15 protein-coding genes and 1 pseudogene are annotated in these 16053 nt (G+C 54.3%); 5 read left to right on the forward strand and 11 right to left on the reverse strand.

Annotated elements, in window-relative coordinates; translation table 11 throughout:
• The first annotated feature begins 28 nt into the window (after window positions 1-28).
• Window positions 29-771 (forward strand): annotated as a pseudogene (locus SPG90_RS06120) (SDR family oxidoreductase).
• Window positions 772-793: 22 nt separating this feature from the next.
• Here SPG90_RS06120 and SPG90_RS06125 read toward each other — a convergent pair.
• Window positions 794-2026 (reverse strand): serine hydrolase domain-containing protein, encoded by a 1233-nt coding sequence (locus tag SPG90_RS06125; RefSeq protein ID WP_047174265.1) that lies wholly within the window; start codon window positions 2024-2026, stop codon window positions 794-796.
• 135 nt (window positions 2027-2161) lie between these two features.
• Between SPG90_RS06125 and SPG90_RS06130 the strand changes: the two genes are divergently transcribed.
• Window positions 2162-2644, forward strand: a complete 483-nt coding sequence (locus SPG90_RS06130) for a glutathione peroxidase (RefSeq protein ID WP_047174266.1) — start codon at window positions 2162-2164, stop codon at window positions 2642-2644.
• A gap of 217 nt (window positions 2645-2861) precedes the next feature.
• Here the strand turns inward: SPG90_RS06130 and SPG90_RS06135 are convergent, their stop codons facing one another.
• The 4 genes from SPG90_RS06135 to SPG90_RS06150 all read right to left on the reverse strand — a co-directional run bounded on the left by SPG90_RS06135 (window position 2862) and on the right by SPG90_RS06150 (window position 6714).
• Complete coding sequence (locus tag SPG90_RS06135) at window positions 2862-3389, reverse strand: hypothetical protein (protein ID WP_322408012.1); 528 nt, start codon at window positions 3387-3389, stop codon at window positions 2862-2864.
• A 447-nt stretch (window positions 3390-3836) separates the two neighbouring features.
• Window positions 3837-4775 carry an omptin family outer membrane protease gene (locus SPG90_RS06140; RefSeq protein ID WP_047174268.1) on the reverse strand — a complete coding sequence of 313 codons (939 nt, stop codon included), beginning with the start codon at window positions 4773-4775 and terminating at the stop codon, window positions 3837-3839.
• A gap of 261 nt (window positions 4776-5036) precedes the next feature.
• Entirely contained in the window at window positions 5037-5474 is a 438-nt protein-coding gene (locus tag SPG90_RS06145; protein ID WP_047174269.1) for a VOC family protein, read from the reverse strand.
• Window positions 5475-5556: 82 nt separating this feature from the next.
• Window positions 5557-6714 carry an MFS transporter gene (locus SPG90_RS06150; protein WP_047174270.1) on the reverse strand — a complete coding sequence of 386 codons (1158 nt, stop codon included), beginning with the start codon at window positions 6712-6714 and terminating at the stop codon, window positions 5557-5559.
• Window positions 6715-6847: 133 nt separating this feature from the next.
• Here SPG90_RS06150 and SPG90_RS06155 point away from each other — a divergent pair, with 133 nt between their 5' ends.
• Both SPG90_RS06155 and SPG90_RS06160 read left to right on the forward strand, forming a co-directional pair.
• Window positions 6848-7384 carry a MarR family transcriptional regulator gene (locus SPG90_RS06155; RefSeq protein ID WP_322408013.1) on the forward strand — a complete coding sequence of 179 codons (537 nt, stop codon included), beginning with the start codon at window positions 6848-6850 and terminating at the stop codon, window positions 7382-7384.
• Window positions 7385-7408: 24 nt separating this feature from the next.
• On the forward strand, window positions 7409-8332 hold the full coding sequence (locus SPG90_RS06160; RefSeq protein WP_126303236.1) for a LysR substrate-binding domain-containing protein: 924 nt from the start codon (window positions 7409-7411) through the stop codon (window positions 8330-8332).
• 47 nt (window positions 8333-8379) lie between these two features.
• Here the strand turns inward: SPG90_RS06160 and SPG90_RS06165 are convergent, their stop codons facing one another.
• Entirely contained in the window at window positions 8380-8850 is a 471-nt protein-coding gene (locus SPG90_RS06165) for a hypothetical protein (protein ID WP_126303237.1), read from the reverse strand.
• A gap of 266 nt (window positions 8851-9116) precedes the next feature.
• Here SPG90_RS06165 and SPG90_RS06170 point away from each other — a divergent pair, with 266 nt between their 5' ends.
• Window positions 9117-9593: a WbuC family cupin fold metalloprotein gene (locus SPG90_RS06170; protein ID WP_023330341.1), complete on the forward strand. Its 477-nt coding sequence runs from the start codon at window positions 9117-9119 to the stop codon at window positions 9591-9593.
• A 64-nt stretch (window positions 9594-9657) separates the two neighbouring features.
• Here SPG90_RS06170 and SPG90_RS06175 read toward each other — a convergent pair whose 3' ends face one another.
• The 5 genes from SPG90_RS06175 to SPG90_RS06195 form a co-directional block, all read right to left on the reverse strand.
• Window positions 9658-10197: a cysteine hydrolase family protein gene (locus SPG90_RS06175; RefSeq protein ID WP_126303238.1), complete on the reverse strand. Its 540-nt coding sequence runs from the start codon at window positions 10195-10197 to the stop codon at window positions 9658-9660.
• A gap of 337 nt (window positions 10198-10534) precedes the next feature.
• Complete coding sequence (locus tag SPG90_RS06180) at window positions 10535-11134, reverse strand: NAD(P)H-dependent oxidoreductase (RefSeq protein ID WP_126303239.1); 600 nt, start codon at window positions 11132-11134, stop codon at window positions 10535-10537.
• A gap of 73 nt (window positions 11135-11207) precedes the next feature.
• A complete protein-coding gene (locus SPG90_RS06185; protein ID WP_023335591.1) occupies window positions 11208-11801 on the reverse strand; it encodes a TetR/AcrR family transcriptional regulator in 594 nt (197 codons plus the stop codon).
• Window positions 11802-11835: 34 nt separating this feature from the next.
• Window positions 11836-14925 (reverse strand): efflux RND transporter permease subunit, encoded by a 3090-nt coding sequence (locus SPG90_RS06190; protein WP_126303240.1) that lies wholly within the window; start codon window positions 14923-14925, stop codon window positions 11836-11838.
• Window positions 14922-16031 (reverse strand): efflux RND transporter periplasmic adaptor subunit, encoded by a 1110-nt coding sequence (locus tag SPG90_RS06195; RefSeq protein ID WP_322408014.1) that lies wholly within the window; start codon window positions 16029-16031, stop codon window positions 14922-14924. Before SPG90_RS06195 ends, SPG90_RS06190 begins: the two co-directional genes overlap by 4 nt.
• Between the last annotated feature and the right edge of the window lie 22 nt (window positions 16032-16053).

Here is a 16053-nt window from a genome sequence, read left to right on the forward strand (position 1 = left end):
GACTCATCACGACAGAGGACGCAGAGTTATGCTGAGGGGTAAAAGAGCTGTTATCACGGGTGGCGGCGGGGGATTTGGTCAGGCGCTGTGCGTCTGGCTTGCCCGAGAGGGCGTTGAAGTGGATTTTAGCGCCCGTCGGGCGGTGGATATTCAAAAAACCTGCAGCCTCATCGCGGCTGAAGGTGGTGAGGCGAAAGGGTATCTCTGTGATTTAGCCCTGCCGGAATCCATTTCTCAGTTTTCTTCGCAGATCTTACATTCAGACAGGCCAATCGATATTTTAATTCTGAATGCTGCTCAGTGGTTGTCAGGGACAATAGACGAACATTCGAGCACAGAAATCTTCAATACCGTCAGTTCAGGCCTGACAGGTTCAATCCTGCTAACCCAGGCAATGCTTCCGGGTTTAAGACGCTCAGACAGTGCAGACATCATTGCGGTTATCTCTGCGTGCGGTATTCCGAACTTTACAGATTCGATTGCCCATCCCGCTTTTTTGCCAGCAAACACGGGCTCAGCGGTTTTACAACGAAACTGTCAGAACACTTATCTAAAGAAAACATTCGGGTAACCGGATTATATCCGCCTGATTTTGAACTGACCGGTTTAGATGCGCATGTCGATAATCAATCAAGAATGGGGGAGCGTCTGGTGAATGGATGGTCAATCTGGGAAACGATTCGTTTTGTACTGACTCAGCCTCGAAGTTGCCATATTAGTACTATCTACTTTCAGGGGCCGACTCGCGAAGATCTTGCGCATCAGGCCTGAATCTGACGGCGGGCGTTCACTACTATTGCTGATAAACGCGTTTTGGGATCCCATTAATCGCAAAGCGGCTGCCAGGGCTCTGGCTGTCTTTTTTCGCCATATCCATTAATAGCGCGATGCCAATGTAATTACTCCAGTTAAAGGTATTTTGCAGCACCACCACCGCATTGCCTTTTTCTTTGTCATAGCCGATAAAGCTGGAGTAGCCGCCGATATAGCCGACCTGATAGGTGATTTTTTCCAGGCCGATAAAGTCGGTGGTCCAGGCAATACCCTGTACTCCGTCGGGGCGTTGAATATCGGTATTTCTCACTTCGGCAAAGACGCTGTCCAGCAAGGGATTATGCGTCGTCGATACGTGATAGCGGGCATAGGTCGCCAGATCTTCGGCGTTGCTGTACAAGCTCGCTGCCGCCACCATGTTGTTGGAAAAATGCCAGTCCGGGGTGAGCTGCCCGCGCGGGATAAATTTCGGCTGATCGCCCGCGTGGCCGAGCGCACGCTCCGGGTATCCTTTTAGCTGCTGGGGAATAAAGCTGCTGTTAGCCATTTGCAGCGGACGGAAAATATAGCGCGAGGCTAAACTCTGGATATCTTCGCCGGTTTTGTGCTTCAGGATATAGCCGATCAGGGCGTAGCCGGTATTGGAGTATTGCGGCACTTTATTCTTTGGCGCCCGCCAGTCGGCGAGGTAGCGCAGCACGTTATCGCTGTCCAGCTCGCTATAGAAATTATCGCCGGTGCTTAAGTAGCTGATGAATTTTCCAAGCATCGGAACATCCATATTCTGACGCGGCAGGCCGGAGGTATGGGTTACCAGTTCAAGCAGGGTAATTTTTTGTGCATCCGCGCTAAGCGGCGTGCCCGGCGGTAGCAGTGTTGCCAGGTTATCGTTCCAGTTCAGTTGCCCTTCATTCACCAGGCACGCCACCACTTCCGCCGTGATCCCTTTGCTGAGCGAGCCGAGCGCAAACAGGGTGTCAGGCCTGACCGGATAGCGATTGACCGCATCGGTTACGCCCCAGGTGTAAAACTGCGGCGAGCCGTGATTATGGATCACCGCGACCGTCATCCCGGGAACGGATTTTTGCACCATATAGTGACGCACCACGCTGTCAACGTCGCCATCCAGCGAATCATGGGTGAGAAGTTCCTGAGTACCTTCCGGGGAGGACATCTGTGAGAGCGTGCCACAACCGCTGAGGAGTGGGAGAGTAAGCAGAAGCCAGCGAATTTTTATTGTTATGTTCTGCATACCTGATAGCGAGTGTGGTGGTCATTAGCGCGCCAGGAATGTATCACAAATAGCCTGCCTGAATGTAAACTTTCTAGACGGCGGCGGCCCTGTTGATGGTCACCGCGACTTTCGGCCTGCTTTGAGGATTTCAGTATGACTCGCTTTTATCAACTTACCGCCACCAGCCTGGATGGCCGTGTTATCTCAATGGCCGACTATGCGGGAAAGGTGGTTTTGGTCGTCAATACCGCCAGCCAGTGTGGCTTCACGCCGCAATATGCTGGTCTGGAAGCGCTATACAAGAAATACTCCGATCGAGGATTAGTGGTGCTGGGCTTCCCCTGCAACCAGTTCGGCAAACAGGAACCCGGCGGCGCCGACGAAATCTCGAAAACATGTTACATCAACTACGGCGTAAGCTTCCCGATGTTTGAGAAGGTTGAGGTCAACGGCAATGCGGCGCACCCGCTGTTTCGTTACCTGAAAAACGAATTGCCCGGCGTGCTGGGAGGTCGTATTAAGTGGAACTTTACTAAGTTTCTGATCGGCCGCGACGGTAAACCACTCAAGCGTTTTGCACCGATGACTACGCCAGAGAAAATGGATCCTGCAATTCTTGCGGCACTGGAAATGTAAGGTATCTGATAGCCGAACCTTTCTCTTAGAGCATGACGAAACACTCACATCGGAGAGAAGATAACGCCCGCTCTGTGTTCCTGACGGACTAAACGCTATTTTTAACGCGTTGTGCCGGGAGCGGACGTTATTATTTATAAAAGCTGACGGCCCGCTGATGAAGAGAAACGTAGAGTGGTTGCTCCACGCTAGCATAACGAGCTTATAAATTATAATTCTATTTTTTCGACAAGAAAAATGTTTCCTGGATTCGTTGGTTATTATCCTTCAATATTTTTTCTGATGCTTCCAGTACGGACTTTAACACTGGGGTTTCTTTACCAAATTTTATGGACTGGGTATCTATTGTGAGATTGTACACCGGAATGTTTTCAGCGCGATATACATTGTAAATCTTCAGTGTAAGTGTTGCAGGGACTTTTAAAGAAAGTTTGTCGCTAGTTGTTTTTTTATCATCGGATTTATCTTTGTTATAGTCATCAATAATTGACTGAATTTCTCTCTTAATGCCGTCTTGATAAGAACCGATAGATAAATCGGTAAGTTTGAAGATTGTTGAGTTATCGCTTTCTGTTTTTAATTCAACATTGAGAAATGTATTTTCACTATAAACTTTTCCTAATGATACATGACCGTTGTCATTGCTTAAAATGTTCTGTTTCTTAAATTCTATATTTCCCGATAACATTGCAGAGGATAACAACACTGACGCGCCAATTATTACGCTTGATATGATAATTTTCATTTTTATTCCTTGATAAGTTAAATTCATTTTTCGGGGTTTGACGTTGTTAGTTTGCCAGACTCATCAATAACTAACGCCATGCCTGTAACTGATTATTTTTTTGATCTTTTCGATCTTGAAATTTCGCTAAGAAAGCCCCATCCATCTTTTGTCACTTAGTGTTTGAGAGAGCATGTCACTCCTTTGTTTGTTAGCATTTGGAACCATATTACAATCTATTATTTTGAGTTAAAACTGTTATTTTTTGTAATGCGTCAGTTAAAGGAAATGAAGATGCCAGTGGGGTGGTAAATATGCAATTACTGTACTTGAAGAATCTGTCACCAACACCTGGATTGGATGGCAGGTATCCTGGGAGTGTCCCAGGCAAGGAATTAGCTTAACGTAACGAAAAAGGCCCCGTCAGGGGCCTGGTCTGCTTTAACAATGGACTGTTGTTCGCCTGGATTAGAAGCGGTATTGCAGGCCCGCTGTAATGGTATAGTTATGGTTAGAAATACCTGCCGCATCCCCGCCAATAGAGCCGGAGTCACCAGTATTGGTATCAATAATCTGCGTACCGCCTTTACCTTCTTCGTAACTGCTATAGGTAAATTCTGCAAAAACTTTGGCGTGCGGAGTGACGTAATACCCGGCATCAACAGAGGCACCATAATAGCGGGAATCTGTTGTCTTCTCGCGGAAAGTCAGATCGCGCATGTAATGTTCGTCGTTATCATGTGCACGCACCCAGTCACTGAATTTGAAGAGGGCATTAAATTCAAAGTCATTGAAACGGTACTGTCCTGCAAGGCCAATGTAGGGCATAGAAAAACGCTGGCTATAACCAATGCCGCGTTCGCCTGTCGGGAAGTTCCCTTGATAGGCACCGTTATCATAATTGTAAGTTCCACCAGTCGCCGTCCAACTGAAGCGTGTTTCCTGATAGCCTGCGGTTACGCCCGCTTTATAGTTATCGCCCTGGAGGATCCACCCTTTTACGTTGAGGTCATATTCATTGGCGTAGTTAACGTTCGTGGCCGGATGGCTTGAATGGTCTGTCCAGGAGGATTGTTTTTCATTCATCCAGTCATAGTCATCCATATGACCTGAACCTGATGCCAGGGACGTCCAGCCGCGGGCGTTCAATGTTAAAAATGAGTAAGCATCCCAGGTGATATCGCCTTTCAGAATGGCGACATTTTTTATTTTCCAGTCCAGTTGGCTAATTTTTCTTCCTGTAGCTTCGTCATAAACCATTTCGTGAGATTTTCCGCTCAGCATCCCGGCAGAGGCTGAAACCGCTAAACTATCCGGTGAAAAATCTGGTGTAACGATTGTTGGTCCTGCATATACTGCCCCTGAAAACGCGGCCATCATCATTCCCGCAACGATATTTCTTGTCATTTTTATTTCCCTAAAGCAAATTAATCAATGAGTTGCGGTAAAATCTTAAAAGTCATAACAATAATAATCAACTGCTAGTTTTGGTAATTTTTTATTATTTGACGTAAGGAACAATATTTAACTTTGGGCAGCCTGAAAGAGGCGATTTCTAATATTTAAATGATTTCTGGCTCAATGCGAAATAACAGTCAGCTGCGGATAAGACGACCAACTTCGCTATGGTATGCACGTCTGCAACCAGCGTCACAAACAAATTCCCATTTACCCCCGCAGCCACGGCGTAATGGTCAGCCCGGTAAGCAAGCCTTCCGGGCTGAGCAGGCGAGTGACGGTTTGCCCCCACGGCTCCATACGGTTAGCCACCAGCAACCGATAGCCTTTTTCACTCAGAACGCGGGTAGCCGAGTCCAGATCCTGAACCTCGTACTCAACCCATCCCTGCGGTATCGGGTGCTCAACTGGCCACTGTTCCTCTCCAAAACAGGATGCAGCCGCCTGTGCGAGCGGCCAGACGGCGAAATGCTTCACGCCTTCCAGCTGGCCCTCCTCAGTGAGCAGATATTCGGTATTCCCCTCCATCGGCTTCAGCGGAAGGCCGAGTGTCTGGACATAAAACGCGGTGCTGGACTCCGTATCCCGCGAAATGGGCCCGAACCCGGCGACAAATAAGACATCAATTTCTGGTAGCGTCTGCGACATATCCACTCCTGAATGAGGTGAAATTCACCCTGAATTTATCTTACGATTGGCGGAAATACGACTCTCAATTCTGGTGTTGCATTCACCCTGCCTGCACGTCCACGACGGGTTTGAAATTCAGCGCGATGACGATCAGCAGCACGACTCCCGCACTCATGATCAGCCATGCGCTGGTCAGCGAGAACGAACTGTCGCGAACGATCCCCGCTATTAGCGGCATAAGCGCGGCAATCATGTATCCACCTCCCTGAACTTTAGACAGTAACTTCCCGGCCTGGGCGGGCGTTCGCGCATGATCGAACGTGACGATGAGCGACAGCGGGAAGAGGGCGCCGATCCCGGTGCCAAGCAGCAGCGTGGATAACACCGGTGTTGTACCCGGCGCAAATACCAGGCACAGTAATCCCGCCAGCAGCAACAGCAATACGGCGATCAGCGGCACGCGGCGGTCGGGGAATTTACCGATCAGCGCGGAGACGGCAAACCCGGCGACAACCTCGGTTAACGTCAGCCAGGCCAGCATGTAGCCGCTGCTGCGTGCGGACCATCCCGCCTGAATGTAAAGCGGGGGCAGCCAGGCCAATACCAGCGTGTAGGCGCCCGTTCCCACGCCGAAAAAGAGCAACAGTAGCCCTGTTCGAGAGGACGAGAGCGTAACGGTTTCGTGGGCTGTTTTTTCCTCCTGAGGATGCTTAACCAGGGTTAACCACAGTATTAGCGCAAGCAGCGCTAACAGCCCGGCCATTGCCAGCGCGGGCTTCAGCGTGAGCCATGAGAACAACGGCTCGGCGCTGGCGGCGGCGGCTGCCGCTCCGGCCATAATGCCCGTGCTGAAGAGCGACATCACCGTGCTGGCCGTTCGCGTATATTCCTTTTTAATCAGGGCAGGCATTAACGCCTGGATCGTGCCTATGCTGGCCCCGCCCAGTAACGCGGTGCCCATAAGACTCTCCGGCGAGGCGCTAAAACCGCGCAGCAAACAGGCCGCAAGCAGTATAAAGAGCCCGAGCATAATTCCCCGAACGGCGCCGAGTCGTGCTAAAAGCCAGGGACCTGACAAGGCGGCCAGCCCCATCATCGCGACCGGTAGGGTGGTCAACAGACTGAATTGCGTAGCGGTCAGCCCCGCTTCGCGCTGCAGCACGGAAAACAGCGGTCCGACAGAAGCCAGAATCGGGCGCAGGTTCAGCCCGACGATAAAAGCGATAACGGCGAAGAGTAAAGGCGACGTGCGTTTCAACGTGGAATCCTTTTCGGTTGTGAATGGCCCGCGCAAATCGGCACGAGCATTTATCTTAACGTTAAGATAAAATATGTTTTTGCGTAAGATGTACCGCACAACAGGATAAATTCGCACGCCATCAGGGGTGAAAATGCAAGACCATGTAGACTTTATTGTCGGCCAGTGGAGCCGCGCCATGCCGGAGCTGGACGCCTCGTCGATGAAAATTTTTGGCCGAATGCTCCGGCTAATGAAGCATCTGGGAAAAGAACGGGCGCAGGCCATGGCGCAGTTTGGTTTTCGCGAGGGCGAGTTTGACGTGCTCGCCACGCTCCGCCGCGCCGGTGAGCCGTACTGCCTTTCCCCCACGCAGCTGTATAAATCGCTGTTGGTAACCTCGGGGGCGATGACGAACCGGCTCAGCCATCTAGAACAGCAAGGGCTTATCAGGCGAATTGCCGATCCGGATGATAAGCGCAGCACCCTCGTAAGCCTGACGCCGCACGGGCAGGAGCGCATCGAACAGGCGCTGATCGTCCATACGCAAACGCAAAATGCGCTGCTGAGCAGCTTATCTGACGCACAGCGCGCGCAGCTTGAGTCCCTCCTCAGGGAGCTGCTGATGACGTTCCCGTCTGAGGACCTGAGCGACAAGTCACCGAGTGCCGAAAATACAAACACTGCATAGCTAAACCTCACAGAAAGGGAACGTATGTCTTTACCGCCACTGTATGCGCTGCGCGCTTTTGAAGTTGCCGCGCGGCTGAACTCCTTCAGCAAAGCGGCTGAAGCACTGAATATCACGCCGGGCGCGGTCAGCAGGCATGTCCGGACGCTTGAACAGTGGTTCGACTGTGAGCTCTTTAAACGCCAGGGGCCGCGCGTGGAGGTCAGTGATGCCGGACGTATTCTGGCCGGACAGCTCAGCGAAAGTTTCTCCAGTATTGAGTGGGCCTGTCGCGCATTCAGAAGTGAAAACCACCTTCTGCGCCTCAAAGCCCCCAGCACCCTGACGATGCGGTGGCTTCTGAATGTGCTTAAATCCTTTCGCGAGAACCACGCGAAGCCAAAAATTGAAATTGCCAGCGTCTGGATGGACTTCGACACCGTTGACTTCAGCCGTGAGCCCTACGATTGTGCGATCCTGCTCGGTAATGGCTATTTCGGCGAGTCAACGGAAAGCAGGCTGCTCTTCAGTGAATGGCTCATTCCGGTTTGTACCCCGTCGTTGCTTGAATCTGCCCGGCATCAGCTTGCGCAGTGCGAGCTTATTCATCCCTCCCAGGACAGACGGGACTGGAAACGCTGGCTGAAAAGAACGGGGTCATTCCCCGGACTCGACGTGAGTCGAGGGATAGTATTCGACACCCTGGAGCAGGGAAGCCTGGCCGCCATGCACGGTCACGGCGTGGCGATGGCCGATCTCCGCCTCACGCTCGACGCGCTGAAAAGCGGTCTGCTCGCGCTGCCCTTCAGGGAAGCTATCGCAACCGGCGATGGCTATTACCTCGTCTGGCCGAAAAACTCGCTCAGAAGACAGAGTATTGAACGGTTGCTGGCGTGGCTTAACCTTAACGCGCCGGTGCTGCCTTCGTTGGATATCGTCTGTCTTGATTATAACGAAAAGCGGGTTTAATAAATGGCGGAATATTTATAGAGGGATATTCCCCATCCTGAACGTATTTATGCGTAGGGAATATTCGCCATCTGTTTATATCGCTCCGGCAATGCGCTGTTCAGGTTGAGCAATTTATCCAGAATATAAAGCGCAGGCGTCCCCTTTGCGCGTTCAGCAGCGATCAGCGCCGTGCGTAACAGATTGGCAGCCGACGTCATTTCACGGAAATACTCCTCAGATTCACGCGTCTGAGTTTCGCCTGACGTGGCGTAACGCACCTTTGGCCAGTCCGCAAAGTCTAGCAGCGGAAGGATCCCATCTTCTTTTGGCAAGTGTGCTGAGAGCAGCTCTTCGGCGTTACCCGGATTGCTTTGGGCGAAAGCCAAAAGATGCAGTCGATGGAGGAAAGGCGATAGCGCCTCTGAGCTTTCCTTTTCTGCTGAAAGTAACGTTATCAACTCATGCACATTTGCCTGGACGCTAAATTTATGAGGCGAGATAATATTCATTACAGGGAATAAAACATCGAGTGTCATAGGTGCTCCATACAGGCTTAGTATTATTTATTTTTCTATCCCAGGGGTGAATGGATGGTATTTCAGCGCCGTCGCTTTTGAAAAACGATAAATAGTGGGAATCAATGTGAGTTTTACTCAATGTTGCGCTTTGGAGTGCGATCACGCGCATCCTCACGTTGCAGAGTTTTGTTTCACAAACGCCATCGCTCATCGACCGTCCAGAATGGTATAACGTCGTGCGGCAATCGGGTTGCCGCCCGCTGACTCTATTCACAAAGGTGTATATGAAACAAATTACGTTCAGTGACCTGCAGCAACAAAGCGAGCAGGCTGCCAATTCTCCTCGCTTACGCGCGCACCGCAATTTACATCCCGAGCTGAGCGACCCGGTACAGCGCCTGGCTATCGCGATGGAGCCTGGTACCTATGTTCGCCCTCATCGCCACCCGCACACGTTTGAACTGCTGACGGCTCTGAGCGGTCGCTTTCTGGTGTTGAATTTTGATGACAGCGGTAACGTGACCCAGCGCGTGGTGTTAGGTGAAGACTGCAAAGTGCTGGAGATGGATGCCGGTACCTGGCATGCCGTGCTGTCGCTGGATAAAGGCGGCGTCATTTTTGAGGTGAAACACGGCGGCTATCAGCCTGTTCCGGAGCACGATACCGCCCCATGGTCACCGGCTGAGAACGCGCCCGGTACCGCGGAGCTGATGAAATGGTACGCCCAGGCGCAGGTGGGTGACGGAGGTTTTACCCTGTAATGTTCTCTACTTTTCCCGACGCGCGGAAAGGCGCGTCGGGATAGAGAGAGACGATCCCGCCAACTCAACTGACCGTATTAAAATGCCAGCCGCTGGCAGTCGACAGCATCACGAACGGGCCGGCCAGCGTGCTGTTGTGATGCGCAATGATGTCAGTGGCGGATAAATGTGCGTTATCCATTGTGGTATGTGCATCTGAAATCAATACCGTCCTGAAGCCCACCTCCGGCGCGGCCCGGCAGGTGGTGTCGACACAAAATTCTGTTTTCATCCCGGCAATGACCAGCTGTTTGATGCCTCTCTGATTAAGTTCACGCAGCAATTCGGTACCCCGAAAACAGCTGGGATGGCGCTTGGTGAAAACAACATCCTGCTCCTTCACGTCCAGCTCGGGTATCAGCTGCGTTAACGGCCCCTTCTCTGAGAAGGGGGAGTCGTCTGGTCCAACATGGCGGGCAAAAAAGACGGGTACCTGAGCGTGGCGCGCGTTGGCTATTAACAAACGGATATTTGCCAGAACGGCATCGGCGGAACAGGGTGAGACCGGGCCCCGGAAGAGGCCCTGCTGCATGTCGATAATTAAGAGAGCATTGTCAGAAATCATTTTCTTTCTCCATTCAGAGGGTGGTGAACGGAGAGGTATTTCCCCGTCCAGGCTGGCGGGGATTGAGGTTCTGTTTGTCAGTAGTTCGCTACAGATACGCCCACGCCGCCGAAGGTGCCGGTGGTGGTGAGGGTGGTTGTTGGCTGAACTGACTGATACATGGAATGACCTTTGTTTATTCATTACGCTATATGCGGAATTATCACGTTAGTTATAGCGTTGCTTAACTCATTGCTTCAAGACACCAACTTGAGTAGGGGTACGATCAAGCGGCAGGAAGCTGTCAGCAAAGGCTCGTAACCTGCTGTGCACGCCTTTGCTGACTGAATAGCCGGGATTATTTAAGGCCCTCTAGTCCCTTCAGGAACTCCTCCACCTGCTCAGGCGTCGCCGCGTCTGCCTGGTAAAGAATATCGAGCTTAACGTTCTTCAGCCCGCAGAAGCCAAACACGCCTTCGATTATCTGCGTCTGAATCGCCGTCGAATAGCCGTGTTTGTCGAATCCGGTGAGATCGCTGCCGCCGGTGGCAATCAGGCGGACGGGAACATCGCGTAAGCTGCCCACGATCCGGCCATCGTCGGCCACCTTATACGCCCAGTTCAGGGTTAATACGCGATCGAACCAGCCTTTCAACAGCGCGGGGACCGACCACCAGTACACGGGGAAAACAAACACCAGCATATCCGCTCGCTCGACGCGCTGCTGCTCGCGCAGAATATCGTCGGGAAGGGCGCTCGGATCGCCGTGATACAAATCGAGATCGGCGCGGGTCATCGCCGGATTAAACCCTTCAGTATGCAGATCGGCAATCTCAACCTGCGTACCTTGCTCGCGTAATTTTCCGGCAATACGGGCTGCCAGCGAATGGGATAACGAATTGTCGACAGGATGAGCCGTCACGATCAGTGCGTTATTAATGGCATTTGTAGCAGACATAGCGACCTCGAATGGGTGAGAATTGACGCCTATATTACTATTGGTAACTTAGGTGTCAATCCGCCCCCAGCGATCATTTTGTGCTATTCACGTAGGTCTCCAGCACGCCGGTCATGGCGCCGCTGAGCGTATCTTCCGCCACGTTCCGGGCGAGCACGCCGTTGCCCGCTGCAGTGCTGAGCGCGTCCGCGGCGCCAATAATGGCCGTCAATACCGCTTCTCCCTGAACGCCTTTAAGCGCGACAAACGGGGAAAGCGCGGTACGCAGGCAGTCGGCACATTCGGCCACGCATGCTTCACGAAACGTCTGCAACGCGTGGGATCCGGACAGCGCGGCAGCAATTGGCCCGGTTTCAGGCCCGGCACTTATGGCGCAGTCGATATAGGCGGCGCTGAAAAAGCGGATCGTCTTCTCCAGCGTTTTGCTGTCGACCGCCAGCGTCTCGCGGAATTTCGCCAGCTGCCGGTCGCTATAATCCTGGTACAGCGCCATCAGCAGCCCTTCACGATCGCCAAAGTGATCGTAGGGGATAGGCTTGGTCACGTTGGCGCGTTCGGCCAGGTAGCCAAGGGTCAACGCCTCCGTGCCTTGCTGACGAACGATTCCGCGCGCAACCTCCAGCAGCTGCACGCGGCGGTCCTCTTTTCTTAAGCGCTTAACAACCATGCTTTCCTCAGAAGTGTTATCTACTCATGGTAGTTTACACGTTTTCTGCAGGGTGCTGAACGCGTTGTTCCGCAGGTCGGATCCGGAACCAGATCGCATACATCGCGGGCAGGAAGACGAGCGTGACGATCGTCCCGCCAAGCGTTCCGCCTATCAGCGTGTAAGCCAGCGTGCCCCAGAACACCGAATGCGTCAGGGGAATGAACGCCAGCACGGCGGCCATGGCGGTCAGAAGGACCGGGCGCGCACGCTGGACCGTCGCTTCAACCACCGCCTGGAACGGCTCGAGGCCCTCCTTCTGGTTATGATCGATTTGACCGATCAGGATCAGCGTATTGCGCATAAGAATGCCGGAAAGGGCGATCAAGCCGACCAGCGCGTTGATGCCAAACGGCTGATTGAAAATCAACAGCACGGGCACTACGCCAATCAGCCCCAGCGGCGCGGTTAAGAACACCATCACCATCGCCGAGATTGAGCGCACCTGCAAAATGATGATCAGCAGCGTCAGGGCAATCATGATCGGGAACAGCGGAATCATTGCCTGCGTGGCTTTACCCGATTCCTCAATCGAACCCGCCATGTCTATTCGGTATCCGGCCGGCAGCGCATCAACAATCGGCTGGAGCTGCTTCATGACGGCGACCGACACATCCGGTGGCTGAAGATTGTTAGCGATGTCGCCCCGCACGGTAATCGTCGGGGTGCGATCGCGGCGGCGCAGGATCGGATCTTCCATACCGATCTCAATCTTGCCGATTTGCGACAGCGGCACGCGCTGTCCCGCATTGCCGACAAGGGTGAAACCCTCGATTTTTGCCGGATCGAGACGGATGTCTCCCGCCGCGCGGCCAATAACCTCAACCGAGCGAATATCTTCCCGCACGGAGGTGACGGGCACGCCTGAGAGCAGAAACTGAAGCTGATCGGCAACGGCACTGGAGGTCAAGCCGGTCGCCTGCAGGCGGTTTTGATCGAGGGTGAAATGCAGGACGGGAACGCGTGAGCCCCAGTCGGTGTTGACGGTTCTCATCATCGGGCTTGCCTGGAGCACGGCTTTCACCCTGTCAGCGATGTCATGCACCTGTTCGACATCCGGCCCCGACACGCGCCAGGCAACCGGGAAGGGCGAGTACGGGCCAAACACCAGCTGCGTTACCCGTACGCGGGCTTCGGGGGCAAGGCCGTTGGCGACAGCTTCTCTAAGCCGGAGCTTGAGCGCCTCGCGTGACGTCTCGCTGTCCGTCAGGATCACGATTTTCGCAAAAGACGGGTCGGGCAGTTCAGGCGCCATCGCCAGATAAAAACGGGGCGAGCCCTGACCAATATAGGCCGTGACAATCTTGGCTTCGGGCTGCTGGCCCAGCCACGCTTCTATTTTTGCGGTTGCGGCGCTGGTTTGCTCAATCGAGGTACCGTATGGCATCTGCACCTCAACCAGTACTTCCGGGCGATCGGAGGTCGGGAAGAATTGTTTTTTAACCAGCCCCATACCGAGCACGGCAAAAATGAAAATGGCGACCACCGACCCGGCCACCCGCCATTTTCTGGCGATAACGCGGGCAAGCAGCTGGCGAAAACGGTTATAGCGAGGCGTGTTATAGATGGCGGCATGACCCCCTTCTACTTTAGGGATCGCCGGCAGGATCTTCACCCCAAGATAGGGCGTGAACACCACCGCGACAAACCACGATGCAATCAGGGCGAGGCCGACAATCCAGAACATATTGCTGGTGTATTCCCCTGCGGTCGACTGGGCAAAGCCATTCGGCATAAAGCCAATGGCCGTCACCAGGGTACCGGCCAGCATGGGCGCAGCGGTATGGCTCCAGGCGAAGGCCGAGGCTTTGATTCTGTCGTAACCTTCCTCCATTTTCACCACCATCATTTCGATGGCGATGATGGCATCATCAACCAGCAGGCCGAGGGCGAGGATCAGGGAGCCCAGCGTAACGCGGTCAAAGTTTATCCCCGCGGCTTCCATCACCACGAAAACGACCGCCAGCGTCAGCGGGACCGCCGCCGCAACGACAACACCCACGCGCCAGCCCATGCTGATAAAACACACCACCATGACCACAAGCAGGGCGACGAAGAATTTGATCATGAACTCATCGACCGACGAGCGAATATTCACGGACTGGTCGGTGACCTTGGTCAGGGACATGCCCAGCGGCAGGCTGTCATTTATTTTCGCCGTTTCCGCATCCAGCGCTTTCCCCAGCGCCAGACCGTTCCAGCCTTCACGCATCACGATGCCCAGCAGAAGGGCGGGCTCATGCTGATTACGTATCAGCATCGTCGGGGGATCTTCGTAGCCTCGCTCAACCGTTGCCACATCGGACAGCTTGAGCGTTTTGCCCTGAGCCACAAAAGGCGTATCGCGGATTTTCTGCAGTTCATCGAACGCGCCGTCCAGGCGGATAAAAATCTGCGCGCCTCGGGTCTCAATGGAGCCCGCCGCGGCTAACGCGTTCTGGCTGTTGAGGGCGTTGAAAATATCCTGGGGTGAGAGCCCTATCGTCGCCAGACGGCCGTGGGAGAAGGAGATGTAAATCCGCTCGGCCTGTTCGCCGATAATGTTCACTTTCTTCACGCCGGGAACGTGCAGAAGCTGCTGGCGCAGGCCTTCGGCATCGCGTACCAGCTGCCGCTGCGGTTCGCCTTTCGCTTTCAGCGCAAAGAGGGCAAAGGTGACATCCGAGAATTCGTCATTGATCATCGGGCCGATGACGCCCGCCGGAAGTCGCTGCGATTCATCTCCAAGCTTCTTCCGCGCCTGATAGAACTCCTCCTGCACTTCGGCTGGCGGGGTCTTGTCCTGCAATGACAACGTGATAAACGCCATGCCGGGACGGGTATAGGTTTCGGTACGGTCATACCATTTGAGTTCCTGCAGGCGCTTTTCCAGCGGCTCGGCGACCTGATCCTGAATTTCCTGCGCGGTGGCGCCCGGCCAGACGGTTACCACCGTCATTTGCTTTACCGTGAAGGGCGGATCTTCCGCGCGTCCGAGCCCAAAGAAGGCGTAAATTCCGGCAATCGTGACCAGAACGATCAGAAACAGCGTAATGGAACGTTCGCGGACGGCCAGCGCCGACAGGTTGAAGCGGCTTCCGCTCATGGCGTATTCTCCGCCAGGGCGGCACTGCGTTGCTCGGCAAGCCTGACGACCTCACCTTCGTGCAGAAGATGGGCACCTAACGCAACAATCTTCTCACCGGGCTTCACGCCGCCCGTGACCTGCGCCGCATCTTCACCCACGCTCAGCACCCTGACGGGCGTCCATGCGACCTTTGCCAGCTGGGCGGAAATGCGCCAGACGCCGGGACCTTTTCCTGCATCATAGAGTGAAGCCAGCGGGACCTGCATGACCTGACCTTCCGCTTTATTGTCCTGAATGTTCAGCGTGACGGTCGCCCCCAGCGGCGCGTTCGCCAGCAGGCCATCCAGCACGTAGCGGGCTTCATACGTGCGGGTCGCGGCATCGGCCGAGTCAGACAGCAGGCGCAGCGTTGCGGTGACAGGATGTTTTTCATTGCCATACAGCGTGGCCTGCGCTTCGCTGCCGACGGCAGGACGCAGCGTTTCCGGAAGCTGGACGAGCGCTTCACGCTGTCCCGCTCTGGCGAGCCTGATCGCCACCTGTCCGGCGCTGACGACCTGACCCGGCTCGGCGAGCGTCTCCATGACCACGCCGTCTGAATCCGCCAGCAGTACGGCATAGCCCGTGGCGTTTTGCGCCACGCTGGCCTGCGCCCGGGCGGCGCTGAGATCGGCCCTGGCCGTGTCGGCCGCCGCTTTGATCTGGTCATACTCCGAGGCAGACACCGCGCCGGACGCCACAAGACCGCGATAGCGCGCCTCATCGCTGGTGGCTTTGCGCGCGCGCGCCTGAGCCGCATCCACCGCGCGCTGCTGCGCCTGAGCCTGTAATTTCAGGTCAACCGGATCCAGGCGCAGCAGGGGCTGGCCCTGTTTGACGGTCTGCCCCGTGTCGACCAGCCGCTCAAGGATTTTTCCCTGGACTCTGAAACCTAAATCGCTTTGCGTTCTTGCGACCACCACGCCCGTGAAGGCGCGGGCGCTATTGTTCGCAAGCTCGACGGAGGCGGATCTGACAAGCGGTGGCTTTGTGCGCGGATCGTCACTCGCGGAAATATCGCCGCACGCCACCAGGGCAAACGGCAGAAGACAAACGGCAACGCGGGCTGAAGTGAGCCTGAGCATGGGAAACCTTTTTGACGTAACA

The organism is Enterobacter sp. D2 (assembly GCF_034427575.1).
Taxonomy (GTDB): domain Bacteria; phylum Pseudomonadota; class Gammaproteobacteria; order Enterobacterales; family Enterobacteriaceae; genus Enterobacter; species Enterobacter cloacae_M.